General features: G+C 68.3%; 16 protein-coding genes. 11 read left to right on the top strand and 5 right to left on the bottom strand.

The genetic code is table 11. The features are described 5' to 3' along the window. Positions 1-14: 14 nt before the first annotated feature. Positions 15-1,364 (top strand): putative glycoside hydrolase, encoded by a 1,350-nt coding sequence (locus tag ACFWPK_RS01690; protein WP_378912600.1) that lies wholly within the window; start codon positions 15-17, stop codon positions 1,362-1,364. A gap of 42 nt (positions 1,365-1,406) precedes the next feature. Here the strand turns inward: ACFWPK_RS01690 and ACFWPK_RS01685 are convergent, their stop codons facing one another. After that, the gene (locus tag ACFWPK_RS01685; RefSeq protein ID WP_378912599.1) at positions 1,407-1,769 is read right to left on the bottom strand and encodes an STAS/SEC14 domain-containing protein; all 363 of its coding nucleotides are present in this window, start codon (positions 1,767-1,769) and stop codon (positions 1,407-1,409) included. Positions 1,770-1,945: 176 nt separating this feature from the next. Between ACFWPK_RS01685 and ACFWPK_RS01680 the strand changes: the two genes are divergently transcribed. Continuing rightward, positions 1,946-2,296, top strand: a complete 351-nt coding sequence (locus tag ACFWPK_RS01680; protein WP_378912598.1) for a TerD family protein — start codon at positions 1,946-1,948, stop codon at positions 2,294-2,296. Here ACFWPK_RS01680 and ACFWPK_RS01675 read toward each other — a convergent pair. From ACFWPK_RS01675 to ACFWPK_RS01665, 3 genes are read right to left on the bottom strand one after another with little or no spacing between them, the layout of a single operon-like run. Beyond that, positions 2,209-3,462, bottom strand: coding sequence for a glycosyltransferase family 4 protein (locus tag ACFWPK_RS01675; protein ID WP_378912597.1), 1,254 nt, complete (start codon positions 3,460-3,462; stop codon positions 2,209-2,211). The genes ACFWPK_RS01680 and ACFWPK_RS01675 overlap by 88 nt on opposite strands. Beyond that, on the bottom strand, positions 3,459-5,003 hold the full coding sequence (locus tag ACFWPK_RS01670; protein ID WP_378912596.1) for a 1,4-alpha-glucan branching protein domain-containing protein: 1,545 nt from the start codon (positions 5,001-5,003) through the stop codon (positions 3,459-3,461). The genes ACFWPK_RS01675 and ACFWPK_RS01670 overlap by 4 nt, the downstream gene beginning before the upstream one ends. Next, positions 5,000-5,788, bottom strand: a complete 789-nt coding sequence (locus ACFWPK_RS01665) for a class I SAM-dependent methyltransferase (protein WP_378912595.1) — start codon at positions 5,786-5,788, stop codon at positions 5,000-5,002. The genes ACFWPK_RS01670 and ACFWPK_RS01665 overlap by 4 nt, the downstream gene beginning before the upstream one ends. A gap of 187 nt (positions 5,789-5,975) precedes the next feature. Here ACFWPK_RS01665 and ACFWPK_RS01660 point away from each other — a divergent pair, with 187 nt between their 5' ends. The 5 genes from ACFWPK_RS01660 to ACFWPK_RS01640 all read left to right on the top strand — a co-directional run bounded on the left by ACFWPK_RS01660 (position 5,976) and on the right by ACFWPK_RS01640 (position 11,285). Next, on the top strand, positions 5,976-6,761 hold the full coding sequence (locus tag ACFWPK_RS01660; protein WP_067449214.1) for an electron transfer flavoprotein subunit beta/FixA family protein: 786 nt from the start codon (positions 5,976-5,978) through the stop codon (positions 6,759-6,761). Positions 6,762-6,803: 42 nt separating this feature from the next. Next, entirely contained in the window at positions 6,804-7,760 is a 957-nt protein-coding gene (locus ACFWPK_RS01655) for an electron transfer flavoprotein subunit alpha/FixB family protein (protein ID WP_378912594.1), read from the top strand. Positions 7,761-7,957: 197 nt separating this feature from the next. After that, the gene (locus ACFWPK_RS01650) at positions 7,958-8,608 is read left to right on the top strand and encodes a hypothetical protein (protein ID WP_378912593.1); all 651 of its coding nucleotides are present in this window, start codon (positions 7,958-7,960) and stop codon (positions 8,606-8,608) included. A 76-nt stretch (positions 8,609-8,684) separates the two neighbouring features. Beyond that, positions 8,685-9,665, top strand: a complete 981-nt coding sequence (locus ACFWPK_RS01645; RefSeq protein WP_378912592.1) for an aminoglycoside phosphotransferase family protein — start codon at positions 8,685-8,687, stop codon at positions 9,663-9,665. A gap of 84 nt (positions 9,666-9,749) precedes the next feature. Beyond that, entirely contained in the window at positions 9,750-11,285 is a 1,536-nt protein-coding gene (locus ACFWPK_RS01640; RefSeq protein ID WP_378912591.1) for a protein kinase, read from the top strand. A gap of 42 nt (positions 11,286-11,327) precedes the next feature. Here ACFWPK_RS01640 and ACFWPK_RS01635 read toward each other — a convergent pair whose 3' ends face one another. Continuing rightward, entirely contained in the window at positions 11,328-12,179 is an 852-nt protein-coding gene (locus ACFWPK_RS01635; RefSeq protein ID WP_378912590.1) for a LysR family transcriptional regulator, read from the bottom strand. Positions 12,180-12,324: 145 nt separating this feature from the next. Here ACFWPK_RS01635 and ACFWPK_RS01630 point away from each other — a divergent pair, with 145 nt between their 5' ends. The 4 genes from ACFWPK_RS01630 (at position 12,325) to ACFWPK_RS01615 (ending at position 22,182) form a co-directional block, all read left to right on the top strand. After that, positions 12,325-13,620: an NAD(P)/FAD-dependent oxidoreductase gene (locus tag ACFWPK_RS01630; RefSeq protein WP_378912589.1), complete on the top strand. Its 1,296-nt coding sequence runs from the start codon at positions 12,325-12,327 to the stop codon at positions 13,618-13,620. 251 nt (positions 13,621-13,871) lie between these two features. Further along, positions 13,872-14,690: a GNAT family N-acetyltransferase gene (locus ACFWPK_RS01625; protein WP_378912587.1), complete on the top strand. Its 819-nt coding sequence runs from the start codon at positions 13,872-13,874 to the stop codon at positions 14,688-14,690. A 46-nt stretch (positions 14,691-14,736) separates the two neighbouring features. Beyond that, a complete protein-coding gene (locus ACFWPK_RS01620; protein WP_378912586.1) occupies positions 14,737-15,651 on the top strand; it encodes a lysophospholipid acyltransferase family protein in 915 nt (304 codons plus the stop codon). Between the two features lie 438 nt (positions 15,652-16,089). Further along, a complete protein-coding gene (locus ACFWPK_RS01615) occupies positions 16,090-22,182 on the top strand; it encodes an amino acid adenylation domain-containing protein (protein WP_378912584.1) in 6,093 nt (2,030 codons plus the stop codon). Positions 22,183-22,222: the final 40 nt, after the last annotated feature.

Raw genomic sequence — 22,222 nt, 5'->3', positions numbered from 1 at the left:
AGGCGGTGTTGACGTTGGGATTGCAACTCCGATCGGCCGATCGACGGCGATGGACGACCCCCCTTATCGGTGTCGCCCTCGCGGCGCTGGTCGTCTCGCTGGTGGCCGGATTCGCGCTGAGTAGATCCGGCGAGCTGCCCTCGGCGGACACCGTGCCGCCGACCCTTCAGCTGACACCGGCCGACCCCACCCGATCGTATCGCGAGCCGGTTGTGGTGCGCGGTAACGCTGTCGACGCGGTCCGGGTGTCCATCGGCGAGGAGGCGGTGACCCCGACCCCGGACGGTGCCTTCGAGATCTCGGTGCCGTGGGCGCCCGCTGTCGAGGTCGTCGCGGTGGACGCCGCGGGCAATCAGAGCAGCAGCGTCGCCGTCACGACGCTCGCGCTGCCGAGGATGCGGGCCGTGCACGTCACCGCGCACGCATGGTCGCACGATGGCTTGCGCGAAGCCGTTCTCGACCTCGCTCGCGAAGGTCGCATCGACACCGTGCAGCTCGATATCAAGGACGAGGACGGCGTCGTCGGCTACGACTCCCAGGTGTCTCTCGCCCGTGAATCCGGTGCCGTCGCTTCGATTTACGACGCACCGGCGGCCCTGCGGCAACTGCACGACATGGGCTTGCAGGTGGTCGGCCGCATCGTCGCGTTCCGTGATCCGACCGTGGCCGCGTGGGCCTGGCACAACGGCAGGCCCGACTGGGTCGTCCAGAACCCGTCCGGCCAGCCCTATTCCAGCCACTACGGGCCGATCGCGTTCACCAATGTCGCGCACCCCGACGTCCGCCGCTACAACATCGACCTCGCGGTGGAAGCCGCGCAGCTCGGTTTCGACGGCATCATGTACGACTACGTCCGCCGCCCGGACGGCAGCCTGACCAGCATGAATTTCGCCGGACTCACCGGCACCCCCGCCACCGCGGTCGCGGACTTCCTCGCCCAGAGCCGCTACCCGGTGCACCTCGCAGGCGCACACCTGAGCGCCGCGGTCTACGGAATCGCGTCCACCCGCCCCGACGAGATCGCCCAGGACATCCCGCTGATGTCACGCAGCGTCGACTTCGTCGCGCCCATGATCTACCCGTCGCATTGGGGCCCCGGCGAGTACGGCGTCGCACACCCCAACGCCCAGCCCTACGACATCGTCTTCCGCTCACTACGGGACTTCCAAACGGCCACGGCGGGCACCGGCGCGAAAGTGGTCCCGTGGCTCCAGGACTTCAGCCTCGGCATAACCTACGGCGACGCCGAACTCCGCGCCCAGATCGACGCCACCCGAGACGCGGGCATAGACAGCTTCTTCCTCTGGAACGCCGCCACCCGCTACCACGGCGGCGGCATCTCACCGGCTTCGGAGGCGAAGTAGCCGAATCGATCGTCGGCAAGGTCAGCCTGACCGCTGTTCGATTCACCGAACCCAGGCGAGGGCATCACCCTCGTCGTCCACCGGAAACACCCGCACCTGCGCCGGAATCAGAAACCCCAGCAGATGCACAGCCTCGCCCAACACCCGGTGATCGGTGACCAACGCGATCCGCCCCCACATGTCCCGCGGCACCTTCACCAACTCCAGATCCTTCGCCATCGCCCCCAACGAATACCCGTCGAATTCCTCGCCGAGCACATAGACCATATTGATCGGTTCCTCGTGCTCGACGGCCTTCCTGATCGCCGGATCGAGCACATTCGCGTAGTCGTCGGCGGTCACCGTCCCACTGGCCCGGAACCCGATGGTCGCGGCGGGCAGATCGGATATCGGCTGCAGAGGCATCGGCTCTCCTCGAATCGAAGGCAATTGTCCAGACCCCGCGACCCTAGATCCGAACCGTCGCCCCCACCTCGCCCATCACGGGTGAACTGCCCGGAATCCTGCAATCCGCTGAGCGGTCATCGGACTACTCGACCGGCTCCGGAGCGACATCTGCCTGTTTCGGGGCCGCTGACCCAGTGCCTGCCCATGTCGACATCGAGGTCGACGCCTCCGCGCTGCTACTCGGCGCCGACCGGCGCGTCGGATCCGATGCCGACTTCGTCTTCTGCAACCAGACCGAATCGCCCGATGGCTCAGTGTGTCTCCTCGGAACGCGCGCCACCGAGGAAGATAGGCAGGCTTATCATTTCGGCCAAATAGAGCCGGAGGAGTACGGCGGCCTCCGGCGTGTGCGGTTCGGCGGGTTCGACAGTCCACCGGGCGTTCATCGGGATCGGCCCTACTTCGGATCCCGTTCCGGCAGGGGTCTTTCCACGATGTCGGGGCGGCCGAGGGAGGTGCGGACCCGGCGTTTGGCGGCGGTGTAGACCTGGGCGGTTTCGGCGGCTACCACGTCCCAGGCGAAGTCGGCGGTGAGGCGTTCCCGGGCTGTGCGGGCGCGGGCCTGGGCGGTGGCCGGGTCGTCGAGGACGGCTCGGGTGGCGTCTACCAGGCCGTCGATGTCGGCGGGGGCGAAGGAGGCGCCGGTGACGCCGTCGATGACGGCTTCGCCGAGGCCGCCCGCGGTGGAGGCGATCAGGGGGACGCCCGCGGCGGCGGCCTCGAGGGCGACGATGCCGAAGGGTTCGTAGCGGCTGGGCAGGACGATGGCGTCGGCGCCGTGCAGCCAGCCGAGGAGTTCCTCGTGACCGAGGCTGCCGACGAAGTGGACGGCGCGGGCGACGCGGTGCACGCGGGCGCGCTCACGCAGCCACTCGAACTGGGTGCCCACGCCGGCGACGGTGAGGGTGGTGCCGGGGTGGGCGCGGCGGATGCGGGGCAGCGCGGCGATCGCGTCCTGCACGCCCTTCTCGTACTCGAGGCGGCCGACATAGAGCAGTCGCGGCGGGCCGGAGCGCGGCGCGCGCGGACGGAAGGTCCACGAGCCGACGTCGATACCGTTGCGGATCACCGTGATCGGGGCCAGCTCCGGACCGTAGAGTCGTTCGACTTCGTCCTGCATGGAGGTCGAGCAGGTGATGAGCTGATCGGATTCGTTGGTCAGCCACCACTCGACCGAGTGGACCTGCTTGTTGACCCGGCCCGACACCCAGCCACTGTGCCGCCCGGCCTCGGTGGCGTGGATCGTCGAGACGAGCGGCACGTCGTAGTACTCGGCGAGCGCGATGGAGGGGTGCGCGACGAGCCAGTCGTGCGCGTGCACCACATCCGGCGTCCAGCCCTCGCCGACGCCGGGCTTGCCCAGTGCCACCCCGGCCCGCACCATCGCGTGCCCCATGGCAAGGGTCCAGGCGAGCATGTCCTCGCCGAAGTCGAAGCACGGCGGGTCCTCGGCCACCGCGACGACGAGCACGCCGTCGGCGATGTAGGAGTGCGTGGGATGGGTGACCGAATCGGTCCCCGTAGGTCGGCGTGCCAGGACGACGACCTCGTGACCGGCCGCGGCCAGCTCGACGGCCAGGTGATGCACATGCCGACCGAGCCCACCGACCACAACCGGCGGGTACTCCCACGACACCATCAAAATCTTCATACGGATCCTTCAGCGGCGGCCGACGGGACAGCGGTCGGCAACCGCCGCGCGTCCAGACCAGGGAAGAATCCGTCGGCCATCGCCCATCCTGCCGCGAGACGGGTCGCTTTGGCGAACTGTCCGGCGCCGATCGCCTCGGCGAGCTCGCGGACGGCGTGCGCGTGTTCGTGGGCCCGGTCGCGGGCGTACCCGGCGGCGGAGTCCTTGCTGACCATGAACGCCCAGTCGCTGGACACCGTGAGAATCGCCTCACGCAGCAACTGATCGGCGACCGGATCGCGCAGGGAGCCGTCGCGGCGCACCTTGTCGAGGGTGTCCAGCGCCAGGCGAACGATGTCGGCGTTGAGCTCGACGAGGTCGGCGACCTGGTCGCCCGCCCACACCCGCCAGTCCTTGCCCGAACCCCACGAGGAGTCGTTGAGCTGCACGGGTTCGCCGACGAAGCCGTTCTCGCGGGCGTCAGCGAGGGTGCCGACGTTCACGCCCGCTTCGGGCAGCGCACGCAGGACCTGCTCCAGCCACTGCGGCCCTTCGTGCCACCAGTGCCCGAACAGTTCGGTGTCGAACGCGGCCACCACGAGGGCGGGCCTGCCGATTCGCGCGGACTCCTCGATCAGCCGGGCGCGGACCGTTTCGACGAAGTCGGCGACATCGCGGGTGACCGCCTCGGCCGCCAATTCCGGATCGTAAGGGGCCTTGTCAGGACCGTCGACGGTTTTGCCGGTGACACGTGAGGGTTTGAGCCCGGTCGCGTGGTCGTAGTGGTGGAAATCACGGTAGGCGCTCTGGCCGGGGTAGCCCTGTTTCGGCGACCAGACCCGGTAACTCACGGCCAGGTCGCGCCCGAAGGCGACAACCTCGGAATCGCGCACCGGCCTGCCGAGCGAGGTGTCGCCGCGCAGCGACGGACCGTCGACCATGAAGTGGGTGATGCCCGCGGCGTCGTAACCCCGTTCCATGCCGGGGGTGTAGCCGCATTCGGGTGCCCAGATGCCTGTCGGCGTGGTGCCCCAGCGCAGTCCCGCGTCGGCGAGGCCTTCGGTGAGCTGGAACTGGCGCAGGCGTGGGTCGAGCAGCGGCTGGAACGGGTGCGCCAGCGGTCCGCCGAGCAGTTCGATCGCGTCGGCGTCGATCAGCGAACGCCACACCGGCGAACCGCCGTGCTGCCAGTTCTGTTCGAAATCGGCCAGAGCTGTTGCGGCGAGCCGATGTTCGTGATGGCCCAGCGCCACGTTTCCCGACATCGACGCCTCGTCGGCGCGCAACTGCCAGTTGCCCAGCCAATGATGCATGCCCGCGAGGCAGTGCGGATCGTCGAGCTGCGCGGCGAGCACGGGCGTGATGCCGAGGCTCAGCAGATGCGAACGTCCTTCGGCGGCAAGATTTTTCAGCACCCGGACCAGCGGCAGGTACGACGCGGCCCAGGACTGGTAGAGCCATTCCTCGCCGACCGGCCAGCGCCCGTGATGGGCGAGCCAGGGCAAGTGGGAGTGCAGTACCAGCGTGAACTGGCCCGGCACGGCGGAGCGGGAATCGGTCAACGCGTTGCCTTTTCGGCGATCGCGACCAAGTCCAGGCTCGCGTCGATATCGCCTTCACGCAGGTCGAAATCGTCGATGGTGACGGCGGCGACGTCGGCGGTGAGGTCGGCGGGCCACGGCTCACCGGCCAGCGCGCGCTCGATCTGGGCGTCGATGAACGACCCACCGTGCTTGGCGTCCAACGCTTTCAGGTTCGCGCCGTGGTGCACGCCGAGCATCTCGGCGACGGTGAACCCGGCATCGACGAGCAATTCGGTCAGCTCGGCCCCGTTGAGTTCGCGGGTGTGGAACGGATTGAGGGGGGTGTCGCGACCGGGGGAGAAGGTGATCCGGTTCGGCGTGCTGATCAGCAGCACTCCGCCGGGGCGCAGCACGCGCAGGCATTCGCGCAGGAATTGTGCCTGGTCCCAGAGGTGTTCGATGACCTGGAAGTTCACCACGACATCGACGGACTCGTCATCGAGGGGCAGCGCGGCGAGGTTGCCCTGGATCATCTCCACGCGGGGGTAGCGCGCGCGCACATGCGCGACGGCGCCCTCGTCGTAGTCCACACCGGTGACACGCCGGGCGACGCCCGCGATCATGTCGGCGCCGTAGCCTTCGCCCGAACCCGCCTCCAGCACGATCTTGTCGGTGCATCGGTCGAGCAGGCGGGCATAGGCGATCTCGTGCCGACGGAACCAGTAGTTCTCCTCGGCGATGCCGGGCACCGTCCGCTCGCCGGTCAACGGCAGTGGTTCATGTGTTGCGGCCACGGGTGCGGCAGGGATCACAGCCTCGCTCATTGCTCCGAGGTTACTGGTACCGCCGGTTCACGCAGGAGTCAGGGACCTCTTGCGCAGGTAGGTTACCCACGAGTAACTTAGCGTAGGGTAGTGTTCCGATCTGAGCTAGATATCTCACACGGACGTACGGCTGAGCTCGTGCGGCCCCACCACACACGTGTCCCCAGAAGGAGGTCGACGAAGACCGATGCCGAACATCGTCGTACTCATCAAGCAGGTCCCCGACACCTGGTCCGAGCGCAAGCTGACCGATGGTGACTACACCCTCGATCGCGAGGCTGCCGACGCGGTCCTCGACGAGATCAACGAGCGCGCCGTCGAGGAAGCGCTGCTGATCAAGGAGGCCCAGGGCGGCGAGGTCACCGTGCTGGCCGCCGGTCCCGACCGCGCCAACGAGGCCATCCGCAAGGCGCTGTCCATGGGCGCCGACAAGGCCATCCACATCAACGACCCGGCGATCCACGGCTCCGACGCCGTGCAGACCGCCTACGTGCTGGCCGCCGCGCTCGGCCAGGTCGAGGGTGTCGAGCTGGTCATCGCCGGTAACGAGGCCACCGACGGCCGCGCAGGTGCCGTGCCCGCGATCATCGCGGAGTACATCGGCATCCCGCAGCTGACGCACCTGCGCAAGCTCACCGTCGACGGCGACAAGATCACCGGCGAGCGGGAGACCGACGAAGGTGTCTTCAAGCTCGAGGCGTCCCTGCCTGCGATCGTCTCGGTCACCGAGAAGATCAACGAGCCTCGCTTCCCCTCCTTCAAGGGCATCATGGCCGCGAAGAAGAAGGAAGTTCTGGTCTTCACCCTGGCTGACCTGGGCGTCGACCCGGAGACCGTCGGTGTCGCCAACGCGGGCACCCAGGTCACCGGTGCCACCCCGAAGCCGGCTCGCACCGCGGGCGAGAAGATCGCGGACGAGGGCGAGGGCGGCAACCAGATCGCGTCCTACCTCATCGGTCAGAAGATCATCTGATCCGGCGCCGAGACTGCCACGATTTTCTAGGAGAAAGAACTAATGGCTGAAGTACTTGTGCTCATCGAGCACGCCGACGGTGCCGTGAAGAAGGTCAGCACCGAACTGCTCACCGCCGCCCGCACGCTGGGCGAGCCCGCCGCCGTCGTCACCGGCCCGGCCGGTACCGCCGACAAGCTGGCCGCCGCGCTGGCCGCCAGTGGCGCCGAGAAGATCTATGTCGCCGAGTCCGACGACATCGAAGGCTTCCTGGTCACCCCGAAGGTCGACGTGCTCGCCGGTCTGGCCGAGTCCGCCGCACCGGCCGCCGTGCTGGTCGCCGCCACCGCCGAGGGCAAGGAGGTGTCGGGCCGCCTTGCCGCGCGCATCGGCTCCGGTCTGCTCGTCGACGTCATCGGCGTCAACGCCGACGGTTCGGTCGTGCACTCCATCTTCGGTGGCGCGTTCACCGTCGAGGCCAAGGCCACCGGCGACCTGCCGGTGATCTCGATCCGTCCGGGTGCCATCGAGGCCGCTCCGCAGGCCGGTGCGGGCGAGCAGGTCGTCGTCGAGGTTCCGGCGCAGGAAGACGGCGTCGTGAAGGTCGTCTCGCGTGACCCGATCGTCGGTGGCGACCGCCCCGAACTCACCGAGGCGAGCATTGTCGTCTCCGGTGGCCGCGGTGTCGGTTCCGCCGACAACTTCTCGGTCGTCGAGGCGCTGGCCGACTCGCTGGGTGCCGCTGTCGGCGCCTCGCGTGCCGCCGTCGACTCGGGCTACTACCCGGGCCAGTTCCAGGTGGGTCAGACCGGCAAGACCGTCTCTCCCCAGCTCTACATCGCCCTCGGCATCTCCGGCGCCATCCAGCACCGGGCCGGCATGCAGACCTCGAAGACGATCGTCGCTGTCAACAAGGACGAAGAAGCACCCATCTTCGAGATCGCCGACTACGGCATCGTGGGCGACCTGTTCAACGTCTCCCCGCAGCTGACCGAGGCCGTGAAGTCCCACAAGGGCTGATCGCCACCCGGTTGAGTTGATCTCGGCCCGCGAAACCTGTACCTGCGCCAGCGCAGACAGGCTTCGCGGGCCGTTGGTGTTTGTGCCGACGATCGAGATCCCCTGGTCTGCATTGACCCTCTGATGTGCGCAGCGCTGTCGGCGAGGTGCACGTAACGGCATCGCGGTGCAGGAGTCCTGCTCACTAGACTGACGCCGTGCAGTTGATGTGGCTGGGACTGAACAACCGTAAGTCCCACAACGAGAACGGGTTGGATCTCCGCGACAGGCTGGCCGATGCGGCGAAGGTCGGTGATTGGGAGGCGGTCTTCGGCCTGGTCGCGGGTGACAACCGAGTCAACGCGGTCAGGGTAGGGGGTTCTTCGCTATTCGCTCCGCTCCATCAGGCGGCCTGGTTGGGCGCGCCTGAGTCGGTGGTGAAGCGGCTGTTGGCTTTCGGCGCATGGCGCACACTCCGGACTGCCGATGATCAGACGCCTGCGGATATCGCGGCAGCTCGCGGCAACGATCATCTCTCGGCGCTGTTGGTACCCGAGTTGGTGCGCGAGACCTCCGAAACCACTGTCGCCCAGCTCGAATCCCAACTGCAAGCGGTGATCTACGGTCGCGTGCTCGACCTGTGCCGGGAACATCGCATCCGCACGCCGCAGGTCGGCCCTCTCCTCGAATACCCAGCGGCGGTCATGTGGTGTCCGATCCCCGGGATGTACGGCGGCTTCTCGATCACCTTCGCTCCCGACGCCGATGAACTGATCGTCGAAAGCTGGTGTCGGGTGGCCGGCGGCTCGGGCGAGCGACATCGGGTGCGTCCGGACGGGTTCGAGCTCGTCGATAAAGGGTTTGTCTAGCGGTCTTCCGCGAGCTCGGCGACATCCGATTGCCCTGGTGTTTGACCTGTGTGGTCGGGGTCGGCAGGCTGGGCTGATGTCGTTGGGAACTGTGGTGTTGCCGGACGAGGTCGAGGAGACGGTCCGGGAGGTGTTCGGGCAGGCCGGGGTGCGGTGGATCGATGGATTGCCCGGCGTGGTGGCGGGTTTGGCGGCGCGGTGGGGGTTGTCTGGGTTTTCCGCGCCGTTTCGGGGCGGCACCCATGCCTATGTGGCGGCCGCGCAACGGGCGGATGGGTCGTGGGCGGTGTTGAAGGTGCCGATGGTGGACGAGGAGAACCTTGCCGAGGCCACCGCGTTGTACGTCTACGCGGGTGACGGGGCTGTCCGGCTGCTCGACTTCGACCATGCCAGCGGTGCGATGCTGCTCGAATGGGCGCGTCCCGGTACGGAATTGCTGAACCAGCCGGGGTTTCCGAGTCTAGAGGGGCGACCGGAGAACGCGGAGAAGGTCGCGTTCGCGTGTGGGCTGTACCGCCGGCTGCGGCGACCGCTCACCACGGTGCCGGACGGCTTTCCGCCGTTTCCCTCGGCCACCGAGATCGTCGCCGGACTTCGTGAGCGGCTCGATGAGCCGGATTCGGAATTGGCCGAACTGCTTTCGGACCAGCTGCGCAGTCGAGTCGACCACTGGTGCAGCGCGCTGGCGGAGCCGGACGGACCCTTGCTGATCGTCAACCGCGACACCCATCTCGGCAATATCGTTGCCGCCGAACGTGAACCATGGTTGCTGATCGACCCCAAACCCTGCCTCGGTGAGGCCGCCTTCGACGCGGGCTTCCTGCTCATGATCCAGATCCAGTCGAATCCGACGCGAGAACACGCGAACGCTGTCGTGACCGCCACCGCCGCGGAACTGGGTGTGGACCCCGATCGAGCCCGTGGCTGGGCCATGGTGCGAGCCGTGGACGAGATGGGGTGGGCGATCGACGACGAGGACGACGACATGCTCACGTTGCATACCGCCGTGGCGCATGCCTTGGTCGACGCACCGCTGGATCGGCCCGTTCGCCCCTGACGCTGTTCCCGGGCGCGGGCTATGGTCGAACGAGGGGGACACGAGTAGCGTGCGATCTGCGAGTGGGGACAGTGAGGAGCGGTTGTGCTGCAGGCGGGGGCGGATTTCGCTGGGTACCAGGTGGAAGGTGTGCTGGGACATGGCGGGATGGGGACCGTCTACCTCGCCAGGCATCCGCGGCTGCCGCGCAGTGTCGCGCTCAAGCTGCTGAACCGGGAGTTCACGGCTGATCAGGAATTGCAGCGGCGGTTCGAACGGGAAGCCGATGTCGTTGCGCAGCTGGATCATCCGAGCATCGTCGGGGTGTACGACCGCGGCAGCGACGACGGGTACCTGTGGATCGCGATGCAGGTCATCCGCGGAACCGACGCCGCGACTTGGGATTCGCACGCGCACGAGCCCGCGATCACCGCGCGTCTGATCGGCGAGACGGCCTCGGCACTCGATTACGCCAATCGGCACGGCGTCCTGCACCGCGACGTGAAGCCGGGCAATATCCTGATCGCCGATCCCGAACACGGTCGCGAGATCCGTGCGGTACTCACCGATTTCGGGATCGCGCGGGTCACCACCGCCAACACCCAACTCACGGCAACCGGCACCTTCACCGCCACCCTCGCCTACGCCTCACCTGAACAACTCTCCGGCGAGATCGTCGACCACCGCAGTGACCAGTACTCACTGGCCTGCACCCTGTTCGCGATGTACGCCGGCCACCCGCCTTACACCGCCACCAATCCCGGCCAGGTGGTCGCGGGCCACCTGTCGCAGCCGGTACCGCGACTCACCACGGTCAGAACCGATCTGCCGCCCGCGGTCGACAGCGTCATCACCCGCGCGATGGCCAAGCGACGTGACGAGAGATTCGGCAGTGCCACGGAATTCACCGATGCGATCCGGGATGCGCTGGAGGGTAGGCATGTCGCCGCGCCGACCGTGCGCCAGCCGTGGACCGACCCTGCGCGCCAGCGGCACGGCTCGGGCGAACACGGACACCGACCGTGGGCCGATCCCGCGCAACAGCGGCACGGCTCTATCGGTCACGGGCAGCAGCCGGGCCAGGGGCAATGGCCCGAACAGTTCGACAATCGGGCATGGCAGCAGCCGGGACCCGGTGCCCTGGTGGCCGATCCGCGACTCGCGCCCGCCGCCTTCGCGCAGCCGTGGCAGCAGGCCGCGCCGACCGGACGCGCGCCGTCGCGCGGGACAGCCATGACCGCCGGAATCGGTGCACTCCTGATCGGTGTAGTTCTGCTGTGCCTCACCGTCTTTGTGGCCTTCTTGACACGTCAGGCAGGCAGCAACGGGCTCAACACGGACGGCAACGCGATCGCCATCGCGCTTCTCGGCTTCGCCGGCGTTTTCGGAACCGCCGCCGGGGTGTTGCTACTGCAGGGCAGGACGGCAGGCAGGGTGATGGCGATGATCGTGACGGCTCCCGTCCTGCTGTATGCGCTCGGCTGCGTCATCGCCGCTACCGTCGAGGAGGTCTACCTCGGGACCGCCGGTGCGTCGGTGGGGTTCTTGATCGCGGCTGGTCTGATCGGCTGCGCGGCGGCCCCCTCGACAGGGCGCTGGATCCTCTATCGCAAGGCATTGCGCGCGCACCGCTGGCGATGACGGGCCACCCGTAGCGTTGCGGCTTCGGGAGCCGACCCGGAGTCAGTGGTGCAGGGCATCCAGCAGAGTCCGCACGATCGGATTCTCGCGGGCGTCCTCGCGCAGGACGGCCGACACCGGGATGCGCAAGCGATGGTCGGTGAGGTCGAGGGTGAGCAGGCCCTTGGTCGGTCCCTCGTAGAGGATGGTCCAGGACTCGGGGCGGTTGAGCAGCTCCATCGTGGCGGTGTGGTCGGGCGGGATCGGCGGGCCGAAAGTGGGGCCGGTCGGGAGGTCGGCGAAGGCCGAGCGGATCAGTGTGTGCAATAACACCTGTTCCTGTTCGGGTGGGAGCAGCAGGGGATAGGGGCTCAGATCGGCGAGGGTGACCGCGCCGCGTTCGGCCAGCGGATGACTGCTCGAGATGGCGATCACCAGGTCCTCGACCCACAGCTGTTCCACCGCGAGACCGGGCTGGTCGACACTGCCGCGGATCAGCGCCAGATCGCAGTCACCGTCGGCCACCGCCGTGATCCGCTGCCGGAACGGTTTGATCACGTACTCGATCTCGGCGTCGGGGTGCGCGGACCGGGCGGTGGCGATCGCCGACAGCGCGGGCGCGGCGAACGACATGTTGGCGGCCAGGCGAATGCGCGGTCCGGTGGTACGCACGGCGGCGCGGATCGCCGATTCCAGACTCAGCATCTGCTTGGCCAGTGGCAGCAGCCGCAGGGTCGCGTCGGTGGGGACGACGGCGCGAGTGGTGCGCTCGAACAGTTGCGCGCCGAGGTCACGTTCGAGTCTCGCGATCTGATGGCTGATCGCGGATTGGGAGATGAAGCAGCGGTTGGCCGCGCGGCTGAAACTGAGCTCCTCGCAGACGGCCACGAAGTAGGCCAACTGTCGAAGTTCCACCAGGTACCTCCCATTTATTAGTCATACAGATAAGAGTCATCTTTATTATGCGCCCAGGCAGTGGAAACATCTACGTTCCGCATCGCGTTTACTCATAGGAAAGGACTTATTACCGATCTGGAACGCGATCTTGGAGCGAGTGATCATGGAACACACAGATGTCGTCATCGTCGGCTCGGGCTTCGGTGGCCTGGCCGCAGCCAAGCAACTGGCCAAGTCACGAGTCGGTGTCGTGCTGATCTCGAGCACGCCCGAACACTTGTTCCAGCCACTGCTCTACCAGGTGGCGACCGGCGTGCTCGCGCCCGAGGAGATCGCGCCGCCGATCAAGAACGTACTGCGCCGCCACCCCGAGATCGACGTCCGCCTCGGCAAGGTCACCGGAATCGACGCCGACAACGCGGTCCTCACCTACGAGACCGCCGATGGCCCCCGGCAGATCGCCTACGCCTCGCTGATCGCCGCCACCGGCGCCAGCCAGAGCTACTTCGGCCGCGACGACTTCGCCGAGAAGACCTACTCGCTCAAGACCATCGACGACGCCCAGCGCCTGCGCGATCAGATCGCCCACGTGTTCGCCCTGGCGGATGGCGCCGACGAGGTCACCAGGCACAAGCTGCTCAGCTTCGTGGTGGTCGGCGCGGGCGCGACCGGCGTCGAGGTGGCCGGCCAGATCAAGGAACTCGCGAAGAGGCACTTCCACCAGCAGGTTTCGGTGACCCTGGTCGAGGGCGCCGGTGAGGTGCTACCGCCCTTCGGCGGTGGGCTCTCGGAATACGCGAAGCGCTCGCTCACCGACAGCGGCGTAGAGGTGCTGCTCGGCACCTTCGTCACCGATATCGAAGAGGGCAAGGTGACGGTCAAGGACAAAGAGGGCATGGAGCGCCGGATCGCCGCCGAGACCGTGGTCTGGTCGGCGGGCGTGCAGGTCGGCGGTTTCGCGACGCTGCTGGCCGAGGCCACCGGTGCCGAGACCGATCGCGCGGGCCGGATCCTGATCAACCCCGACCTCACCGTCGGCGGCCACGCCGACATCTACGCCATCGGCGACATGACCTCGCTCAACGGCTACCCCGGCCAGTCGCCGGTCGCCATGCAGGAAGGCCGCCACGCCGCCGACATCATCCGTCGCAAGAAGGACGCGGGCACGCCGTTCGTCTACTGGGACAAGGGCAGCATGGCCGTGATCAGCCGCTTCAGCGCGGTGGTGAAGCTCAACGAACGCATCACCTTCAAGGGCACCATCGCCTGGGCGATGTGGCTGGCCGTGCACCTGATGTACCTGGTCGGCTTCCGCAACCGCTTCGCCGCGGTGGCGGGGTGGCTGGTCGCGTTCATCGGGACCGCGCGCCCCGGCTTCGACGAAGCCGACCGCGCCGAGATCCCGCGGACCCAGGCCGCGAAGGCCGAGTCGACCGGCGAGGAACGCACCGCCGCCTGAGCGTGTCGACAGATCGGCCCACCGAGGAATCGGTGGGCCGATCGTGCGTTCCGCAACGCTCGAAATACACGATCGCGAACCGGGTTCAGCGCCGAAATCGCCCGTGTTCGGCTAGAAACCCGCAGGTGGGCGAACGATTGGCAGCGGCTCGGTGAACGTCCGGTGTGACTCCCATCTCGTTCACCGAACGGGCATCGACACGACACTGAAGCGTCGCTCCGATGCCAGCTCGGACTGGCTTCATCAGCAGTATGACAATTTCGTCCGTGTTGACCGCCCCGGCGCCGGACTCCGGGGTGGGGAAATCTCGGTACTCCTTGGTCGTCGCGTCTGATGCCGAGCACCGAGAAGCCGCGCAGCGTCTGCGCTACCAGGTGTTCGCCTCCGAACCCGGCTTTCAGATGCCAGAGAACGCCACCGGCCTCGATGCCGACAAGTTCGACGTGCACTGCGACCACCTGCTGGTTCGCGACGAGTTCTCCGAACAGTTCGTCGGCTGCTACCGCATGCTGCCGCCGGACAAGGTCGACGCGGCGGGTGGCTACTACACCGCCACCGAGTTCGATCTGACCCAGCTCGATCCCACCGGTCACCGGATCGTCGAGATGGGCCGCGCCTGTGTGGTGCCCGATCACCGCAACGGCTCGGTGCTCACCCTGATGTGGGCGGGCATCCTGCACTACATCCAGCTCACCGGCTACGACTGGGTGATGGGCTGCGTGTCGGTGCCGATGCAGGATTCGCCCACCGATCCGGCCGGAGTCAACGTGCGCGGCGTGCGCGACCAGCTCCTCGGCCGCCACGCCTGCGACCCCGAGCGTCGCGTGCACCCGCACAACCCGGTCGTCGTCGACGGGCTCTCCCTCGATCAGATGACCCCGCCGAGCCGTCCCAAGATGCCGCCGCTGCTGCGCGGCTACCTGCGACTCGGCGCCGAGATCTGCGGCGAACCTGCCCACGACCCCGATTTCGCCGTCGCCGACTTCGTCGCGCTGCTCGGCATGGAAACCATCAACACCCGGTACCTGGAGCGGCTGCAGAGCGCGGCCGCCAATTTCGACGGGAAGTAAACCCATGGTGTTCGACGCGCCGCTCGCAACTCACTCTCATTCGTGGATGCCGTCGAGCCCCTGTGGGTCCGGCTGCATCGAGCCGATCGACGAGGTCGGCACCGCCAGGATGTTCGCTCGCCTGGCCGGCATCGCCGGACTGGTGCTCAGCTTCCCGGTGCTGACCATGGCCACCCCGAAGTCGCGGCGTGAGCAGGTGCAGCGCCGCTACGCCAGGGCGGCACTGGGTTGCCTCGGGATGCGGTTGCGCATCATCGACAACCGCTCGCCCGAACAGGGCGCCTCGGCGGAGGGCTTCGCCGACACGGGCACCGCGGTGATGATCGTGGCCGGGCACATCGGCTGGGCGGATGTGGTGACGCTGGCCGCGGTGCAGCCGGTCAGCTTCGTCGCCCGTGCCGACATGGTCGAATGGCCGCTGCTCGGCAAACTGGCAAAGCTCACTCGCGTCATCCCGATCGAGCGGGCGCGACTGCGCGAACTGCCCGGCGTGGTCGGGCAGGTGGCGGATCGGCTGTCCTCCGGTAACCGGATCGTGGTCTTCCCCGAAGGCACCACGTGGTGTGGCCGGGCCTACGGCTCGATGCGGCCCGCCATGTTCCAGGCCGCCGTCGATACCGCCACCCCGGTCCAGCCGGTGCGTCTGCGCTACCTGGACAGCGACGGAATGCCGTGCACCGTGCCGGGTTTCGTCGGCACCGACACCTTCGCCGATTCCGCGAAGCGGGTGCTGCGCAGTAAGGGCATGATCGCCGAGATCGTGCTCGAGCCGCTCGAACAGCCCGGCCCGGATCGCCGGGACCTTGCCCGGCGCTGCGAGTCGGCGGTGCGCGGCACCGACCGTTCCCGCCACGGCGTGGCCGACACCCAATGGATCGAAGCGGGCAACACCCGCGTGCAGGATCCCTCGATGGGGGAGCAGGAGCAGGTTCGCCGCCCGGCAAGGGCTACTGCCTGGTAACCGCCCTCGGGCGCAATCGTCGAGAACCGGAGGCCGCGTTCGCGGTCTCCGGTTCTGTCGTATGCGCCGGGCGAAACGTCACGGATGCGGAGTTCGGTGTCGAGGAGGCGTGTCGGGTGAATGTGAAAATCTCGCGTCCGCTCGAATGTTGTTCGCCCTGCGTATGACCTGCGTATGAGCTGTGTAACAAACTGGCCAGTCGGCTATACCCAATGGTGTGTACGGTGAAACTGCGAAATTGCCACTGCACCGAAATTGATGAGATATTTGCGGTACCGTCACGCAGGATTTTTCCGATACCCCGTGTAGCCGAGAGTCCAGGCGACGTTTTAGATGTGCGATCGCATAGGTGATCGATGGTGAAGGGAAGCCATTCCGGTGACAGAGCAAGCTTCTGGCGTCCGCCGACGCGCCGCACGCCGACATCGTCGTGCGCCCGTGTCGTCCACGCTGCCGCGGCTCCTGCTGGCCGCCGTCGAGCGTGCTCCAGAGGCGCCCGCGCTGCGATTCGACGGGCAGACCCTCACCTACACCGAACTCGACCAGTGGTCCTCGCGCCTGGCCAGGGTGCTGATCGCGCGCGGCCTCGGTCCCGGTGACCGTTTCGTCCTCGCGCTCACCCGTTCGATCGAGTCCGTGGTCGCGGTCTGGGCATCGGCCAAGGCGGGCGTCACCTTCGTGCCCGTCGATCCGCGCTACCCGGCCGAACGTGTCGCCCATATGCTCGCCGATTCCGGTGCCGCGTTCGGGCTGGCCAAGGTGGCCGACGCCGCCCGGCTCGACGCTGGGATCCAGTGGCTCCGCATCGATTCCGACGAGTTCGGTGCCGAGTCGGCCGCGATGTCGGACGAACCCGTGACCGCGGGCGAACGTGTTCGCAGGCTCTCCCCGGACGATCTCGCCTACATCATCTACACCTCCGGCTCGACCGGCGTCCCCAAGGGCGTCGCGGTCACCCACACCGGCCTGGCCGGTCTGTGTGCCGAGCAGGTCCGCCGCTTCGGCATCACCGCCGATTCGCGCACGCTGCACTTCGCCTCGCCCAGCTTCGACGCCAGCATGCTGGAGATGCTGCTCGCGATCGGGGCGAGCGCGACCATGGTCATCGCGCCGCCCGATGTCTACGGCGGCGACGAACTGACCGGACTGCTGCGCGCCGAACGCGTGACCCATGCCTTCATCACGCCCGCGGCGCTGGCCGGACTCGACGCGGCGGCGCTGCCCGAACTGGCCGCACTCGCCGTCGGTGGCGAGGCCTATCCGCCCGAGCTGATCGCCCAGTGGGCGCCGGGCCGCGCGTTCTTCAACGTGTACGGCCCGACCGAGACCACCATCGTCTGCGCGATGAGCGATCGACTGACCGCCGACGACGTGATCACCATGGGCGACACGATCCCCGGGATGACAGCGCTGGTCCTCGATGCCCGGCTGCGTCCGGTTCCGGACCGCGTGCCCGGCGAGCTCTACCTCGCCGGCGAGGGTCTGGCCCGCGGCTATCACGACCGGGCCGGGCTCACCGCGAGCCGGTTCGTCGCCGACCCGCTCGGCCGCGGCAGGCTCTACCGCACCGGTGACCTGGTGCAATGGGTGCCGGTGCCCGGCGGGTTCGGCCTGAAATTCCTCGGCCGCACCGACGCGCAGGTGAAACTGCGTGGCTTCCGCATCGAACTCGGCGAGATCGACGCACTGTTCGCCGCCGACGACACGGTCCGATTCTCCGCCACGCTCATCCGGACGCTGCCAAGCGGCGAGAGCGCGCTCGTCTCCTATGTCGTCGCGGCCGCGGGTGCCACGATCGACACCGCGGCGCTGACCCGGCTGGCCGAGCGGCATCTGCCCCAGCACGCGGTGCCCGCCGCGATCGTCGTGCTCGACGAGGTGCCGTTGACGCCGGTCGGCAAGCTCGATCACCGGGCGCTGCCCGCGCCGGAACTCGTCGCGCGCGAGTTCGAGGAACCTCGCGGTGACACCGAACGCACGGTGGCGGCGGTCTTCGCCGAGCTGCTCGGCGCGTACCTGATCGGGCGCGGCGACGACTTCTTCGCCCTCGGTGGCAACTCGCTGCTGGCCACTCAGCTGGCCGGTCGCCTCGGTGCCGCGGCCGGTGTGCGGGTGCCCGCACGCACCGTGTTCGAGCACGGCACGGTGGCAGAGCTGGCGATCGCCCTCGACGCGCTGGTCGGTGCCGCGTCGGTGCGCGTGCCGCTGACCCGGCGCGAACGTGGTGCGCACGTTCCGCTTTCGCTCGCCCAGCAGCGCATGTGGTTCATGGCGCGACTCGATCCCGAATCCAGTGCCTACAACATCCCGGTCGCGCTGCGTCTGTCCGGCCCGCTCGACACCGCCGCGCTCACCACCGCCCTCGATGACGTGCTCGAACGGCACGAGGTGCTGCGCACGGTGTACCCCGAGCACGGCGGCGCGGGCTTCCAGCAGGTCCTGCCCGTGGCCCAGGCGGGTCTCGACGTGGTGGTCGACCCGATCACCGAATCCGACCTGCCGCGCGAACTGGCCCGGCTGACGCTCGGCGGGTTCGACGTGTGCCGGCGGGTTCCCGTGCGCGCGGCCGTGTTCCAGCTCTCCGCGACCGACCACGTGCTGGCGGTGGTCGTGCACCACATCGCCACCGACGGTTTCTCGCTCGGCCCGCTGACTCGCGATCTGATGACCGCCTACGCCGCTCGCGCCGCCGGTGCGGCGCCGGGCTGGGCACCGTTGCCCGTGCAGTACGCGGACTACACGCTCTGGCAGCAGGAAATGCTCGGCGCGGCAGACGATCCCGGCTCGCTGCTGGCCGAGCAGCTCGCGTTCTGGCGCACCGCGCTCGCCGGTGCCCCCGCCCTGCTCGAGCTTCCCACCGACCGGCCGCGCCCACCGGTCGCGGGCACCCGGGGTGCCGCACAGGACTTCGCTGTCTCCGCGCAGGTGCACACCGCACTGGAAGCCCTCGCGCGCGAACACAATGCCTCGCTGTTCATGGTGGTGCGGGCCGCGCTGTCGGTGCTGCTGGCGCGGGTGGCCGGCACCGAGGATGTCACCGTCGGCGCTCCCGTCGCCGGCCGCGGTGAACCCGAGCTCGACGATCTCGTCGGCATGTTCGTCAACACCGTCGTCCTGCGCACCCGCATCGACGCCGCCGAATCCTTCGCGGCCCTGCTGGATCGGGTCCGCGATATCGATCTGGCCGCCTTCGCCCACGCCGACGTGCCGTTCGAACGTCTTGTCGCCGAACTGGATCCGCCGCGCACCCAGGCCCACCACCCGCTGTACCAGGTGGCGTTGTCGTTCCAGAACTTCGGCGCCACGCGCCTCGAATTGCCCGAGTTGACGCTGTCGGCGGTCGATCTGGGCGAAGAAGCCGCACCCGTCGACCTGCAGCTCACCGTCGTTCCGCTCGAGGACGGCGACGGGCCCGCCGGTCTGCGCTGCTCCTGGCGCTACGCCACCGACCTGTTCGACGCCTCGACCATGGCGACGCTCGGCGCGCGCCTGGCCGGGCTGCTGACCGCGGCCGTCGCCGCACCGCACCGGCCCGTCGGTGACCTGCCGTTGCTCACCGCGGACGAGCTGACCGAGCCGTCGGGCGAGCTCCGCCTTGTCGCGGACTCGACGTTGCTCGACGAATTCCAGGCCCGCGCGCAGCATCGACCGGACGCGCCCGCGGTCACCTTCGGCGAGGTCACGCTGAGCTACGGCGAGCTGGCCCGCCGCGTCAACCGACTGGCCCGGCTGCTCGTCGCCGACGGTGTCGGCCCCGGAAGCACAGTGGGCGTGGCGATTCGGCCCTCGATCGATCTCGTCGTCGCCATGTACGCGGTCTTCGCGGCCGGTGGTGCCTACGTGCCACTCGATCCCGATTCGCCCGCCGAACGTCGCGCCGACATCCTCGCCGCCGCACAGCCGGTGTGCCTGCTGACCACCACCGGCGATGCGATCGAAGCCGATGGGCTGCCGGTCGTCTCGGTGGACAGGGTCGCGCTGTCGGCCTTCTCGGACGCCTGGCTCACCGACGCCGACCGGCTGCGCCCGCTGCACACCCTCGACCTGGCGTATGTGATCTTCACGTCCGGCTCGACGGGCAAGCCGAAGGGCGTCGGCGTGCCGCATTCGGCGATCGTCAACCAGGCCGCGTTCATGGTCGGCGAGTACAGCGTGGGGGAGTCCGACACTGTCCTGCAGTCGATTCCGTTCACCTTCGACGCCTCGATGATCGGTTTCGCCACCCCGTTGCGGGCAGGCGCGCACATGATCGTCGCCGCCTCGCAGCGACTCACCGATCCGGCCTACCTCGCCGAACTCATTGCCCGCCACCGCGTTACCGGCACCACCATCGTGCCCTCGGTACTGCAGATGCTCCTGGATTCCGCACCGACCGGCGCCCTGCGTTCGCTGCGGGCGGTGTGGGTCGGCGGTGAAGCACTGCCGAACGCCACCATCGAACGCTTCACCACTGTCACCGCGGGCCGACTGCACAACCTGTACGGCCCCACCGAGGCCACCGTGTCGATCACCGGCGCCGACGTGACCGACGTGGGTGCCGGTACCGTCCCGATCGGCGTGCCGCACTGGAACTCTCGCGCCTACGTCCTCGATGCGCGGCTGCGGCCGGTGCCCGTCGGCACGCCCGGCGAGCTGTACCTGGCCGGTGCGCAGCTGGCCCGCGGCTACCTCGGCAGCCCGGACAAGACGATGGAACGATTCGTCGCCGACCCGTACGGTCCCGTCGGCGAACGCATGTACCGCACAGGCGATCTGGTGCGCAGGCTTCCGTCCGGTGACCTGACCTACCTGGGCCGCACCGACGTTCAGCTCAAACTGCACGGCCTGCGCATCGAACCCGGTGAGATCGAGGCGGCGCTGCGCACGCATCCGGCGGTCGCCGGTGCGGCGGTCGCGGTGCACCACGAACAGCTCGTCGGCTACGTGACACCCCTTGATACTTCCGTGGACATCGCCGAGGTGCTCGCGACCATCCGAACCCTGTTGCCCCCGTACATGATTCCGCACCGGCTGCTGGTGCTCGACGAGTTCCCGCTCGGCGCGACCGGCAAGCTCGACCGCAAGGCGCTGCCCGCGCCCGCCGTGGAGATCCGCGAATACCAGGCACCGGCCACCGCCGATGAGCAGATCGTCGCCACGGCCATCGCCGAGGTACTCGACCTCGCACGGGTCGGCCGCGACGACGACTTCTTCGTCCTCGGTGGCACCTCGCTCGCGGCGATCCGGGTGCGCGCCACCATCGCCGAGCAACTGGGCATCGAGGTGCCGCTGCGCCTGCTGTTCAGCTATCCGCTGGTCAGCGACCTGGCACTGGCCCTGCGCGACGAGTCATCGGCCTCGGCCGCAGGCCCCGATCCGGCGCTCGACGCCGTCCTCGATCCGGCGATCGACCTCACCGGCTGCGCACCCCAGCGCACCGGCGAACCGGCCACGCTGCTGCTCACCGGCGCCACCGGGTTCCTCGGCAGCTTCCTGCTGCGCGAACTGCTCGAGCAGACCACCGCGACCATCCATTGCCTGGTCCGCGCCACCGATGATCCGGGCGCCGTGGATCGCGTGGTCTCGACGGCCGCGAAGTATCGCATCGACCTGAGGCCCTACCTCGACCGAATCGTCGGCGTCCCGGGCGATCTCGCGCAACCGAACCTCGGCATGGACCCGCTGCGCTTCGCCGAACTCGCCGCAAGGGCCGACGCGATCTATCACAACGGCGCGCTGGTGAACCACCTCGAGCCGTATGCCCGGATGCGGGCGGCCAATGTGGGTGGCACCACCGAGGTGCTGCGGCTGGCGACCACCACCCGGGTCAAGCCGATCCACTATGTGTCGACACTGTCGGTGCTGGCCGGGATCCCGCAGGACAACGGTGTGCCCGCCGGTCTGCCCGGTTACGCGATGACCAAGTGGGTCGCCGAGCAGCTCGTGCACACCGCGATCGAGCGTGGCATTCCCATCGCCGTCTACCGTCCCGGCTTGATCACCGGCGATTCCCGCACCGGCGTCGCTCCGGCCGAAGACGCCTGGTGGACGATGTTGCGTGCCATGCTGGTTCTCGGTGTGGCCGTGGATGTGCGCGCGATCGGCATCGAGATGGCCCCGGTCGACCATGTCGCTGCGGGGATCGTCAGCCGGTCACGCGAGACCGCGGCCATCGGCAACATCTTCCGGGCCGCCGGTGCGCAGGTGCCGCTGCAGGTCGTCTACGAGGAGATCCGCGGTCGCGGTTACCGGTTCGACTTCATCGACCCGATGGAATTCGGCCTCCAGCTGTCCACCGCCGCCGAACGTCCGGACGCCGACCCCATCCTGGCTCGGGCATCCGCGCTGAGCGGCAACTACGCGGCCGCCATCGCCCAGGCGAACCCGGCCGCGGTGCTGACCGTCGTGGAATCGGCTCCCGCCGAACCGTTCCGCGGCCTGCCGATCGAGTTCCCCGCGGTCGATGCCACGGTCATCACCCGCTACTTCGACCACTACATCGACATCGGCTTCTTCCCGGAGCCCGAAGCGGAGAATCTGACCTCCGCGTGAGGTCGGACCGTCCCGCAGGAGCACGAGCTCCTGCGGGACA

Source organism: Nocardia sp. NPDC058519 (assembly GCF_042719755.1).
Lineage (GTDB): Bacteria > Actinomycetota > Actinomycetes > Mycobacteriales > Mycobacteriaceae > Nocardia.
The sequence above is the reverse complement of the archived record's forward strand: the minus strand, read 5'-3'. Positions and strand labels throughout refer to the sequence as shown.

What these genes read in the sequence shown, in the direction of transcription:
- ACFWPK_RS01660 (WP_067449214.1), top strand. Translation starts at nt 5,976, where the DNA reads ATGCCGAACATCGTCGTACTCATCAAGCAGGTCCCCGACACCTGGTCC.
- ACFWPK_RS01665 (WP_378912595.1), bottom strand. Translation starts at nt 5,788, where the DNA reads ATGAGCGAGGCTGTGATCCCTGCCGCACCCGTGGCCGCAACACATGAA.
- ACFWPK_RS01675 (WP_378912597.1), bottom strand. Translation starts at nt 3,462, where the DNA reads ATGAAGATTTTGATGGTGTCGTGGGAGTACCCGCCGGTTGTGGTCGGT.
- ACFWPK_RS01655 (WP_378912594.1), top strand. Translation starts at nt 6,804, where the DNA reads ATGGCTGAAGTACTTGTGCTCATCGAGCACGCCGACGGTGCCGTGAAG.
- ACFWPK_RS01630 (WP_378912589.1), top strand. Translation starts at nt 12,325, where the DNA reads ATGGAACACACAGATGTCGTCATCGTCGGCTCGGGCTTCGGTGGCCTG.
- ACFWPK_RS01625 (WP_378912587.1), top strand. Translation starts at nt 13,872, where the DNA reads ATGACAATTTCGTCCGTGTTGACCGCCCCGGCGCCGGACTCCGGGGTG.
- ACFWPK_RS01645 (WP_378912592.1), top strand. Translation starts at nt 8,685, where the DNA reads ATGTCGTTGGGAACTGTGGTGTTGCCGGACGAGGTCGAGGAGACGGTC.
- ACFWPK_RS01685 (WP_378912599.1), bottom strand. Translation starts at nt 1,769, where the DNA reads ATGCCTCTGCAGCCGATATCCGATCTGCCCGCCGCGACCATCGGGTTC.
- ACFWPK_RS01620 (WP_378912586.1), top strand. Translation starts at nt 14,737, where the DNA reads ATGCCGTCGAGCCCCTGTGGGTCCGGCTGCATCGAGCCGATCGACGAG.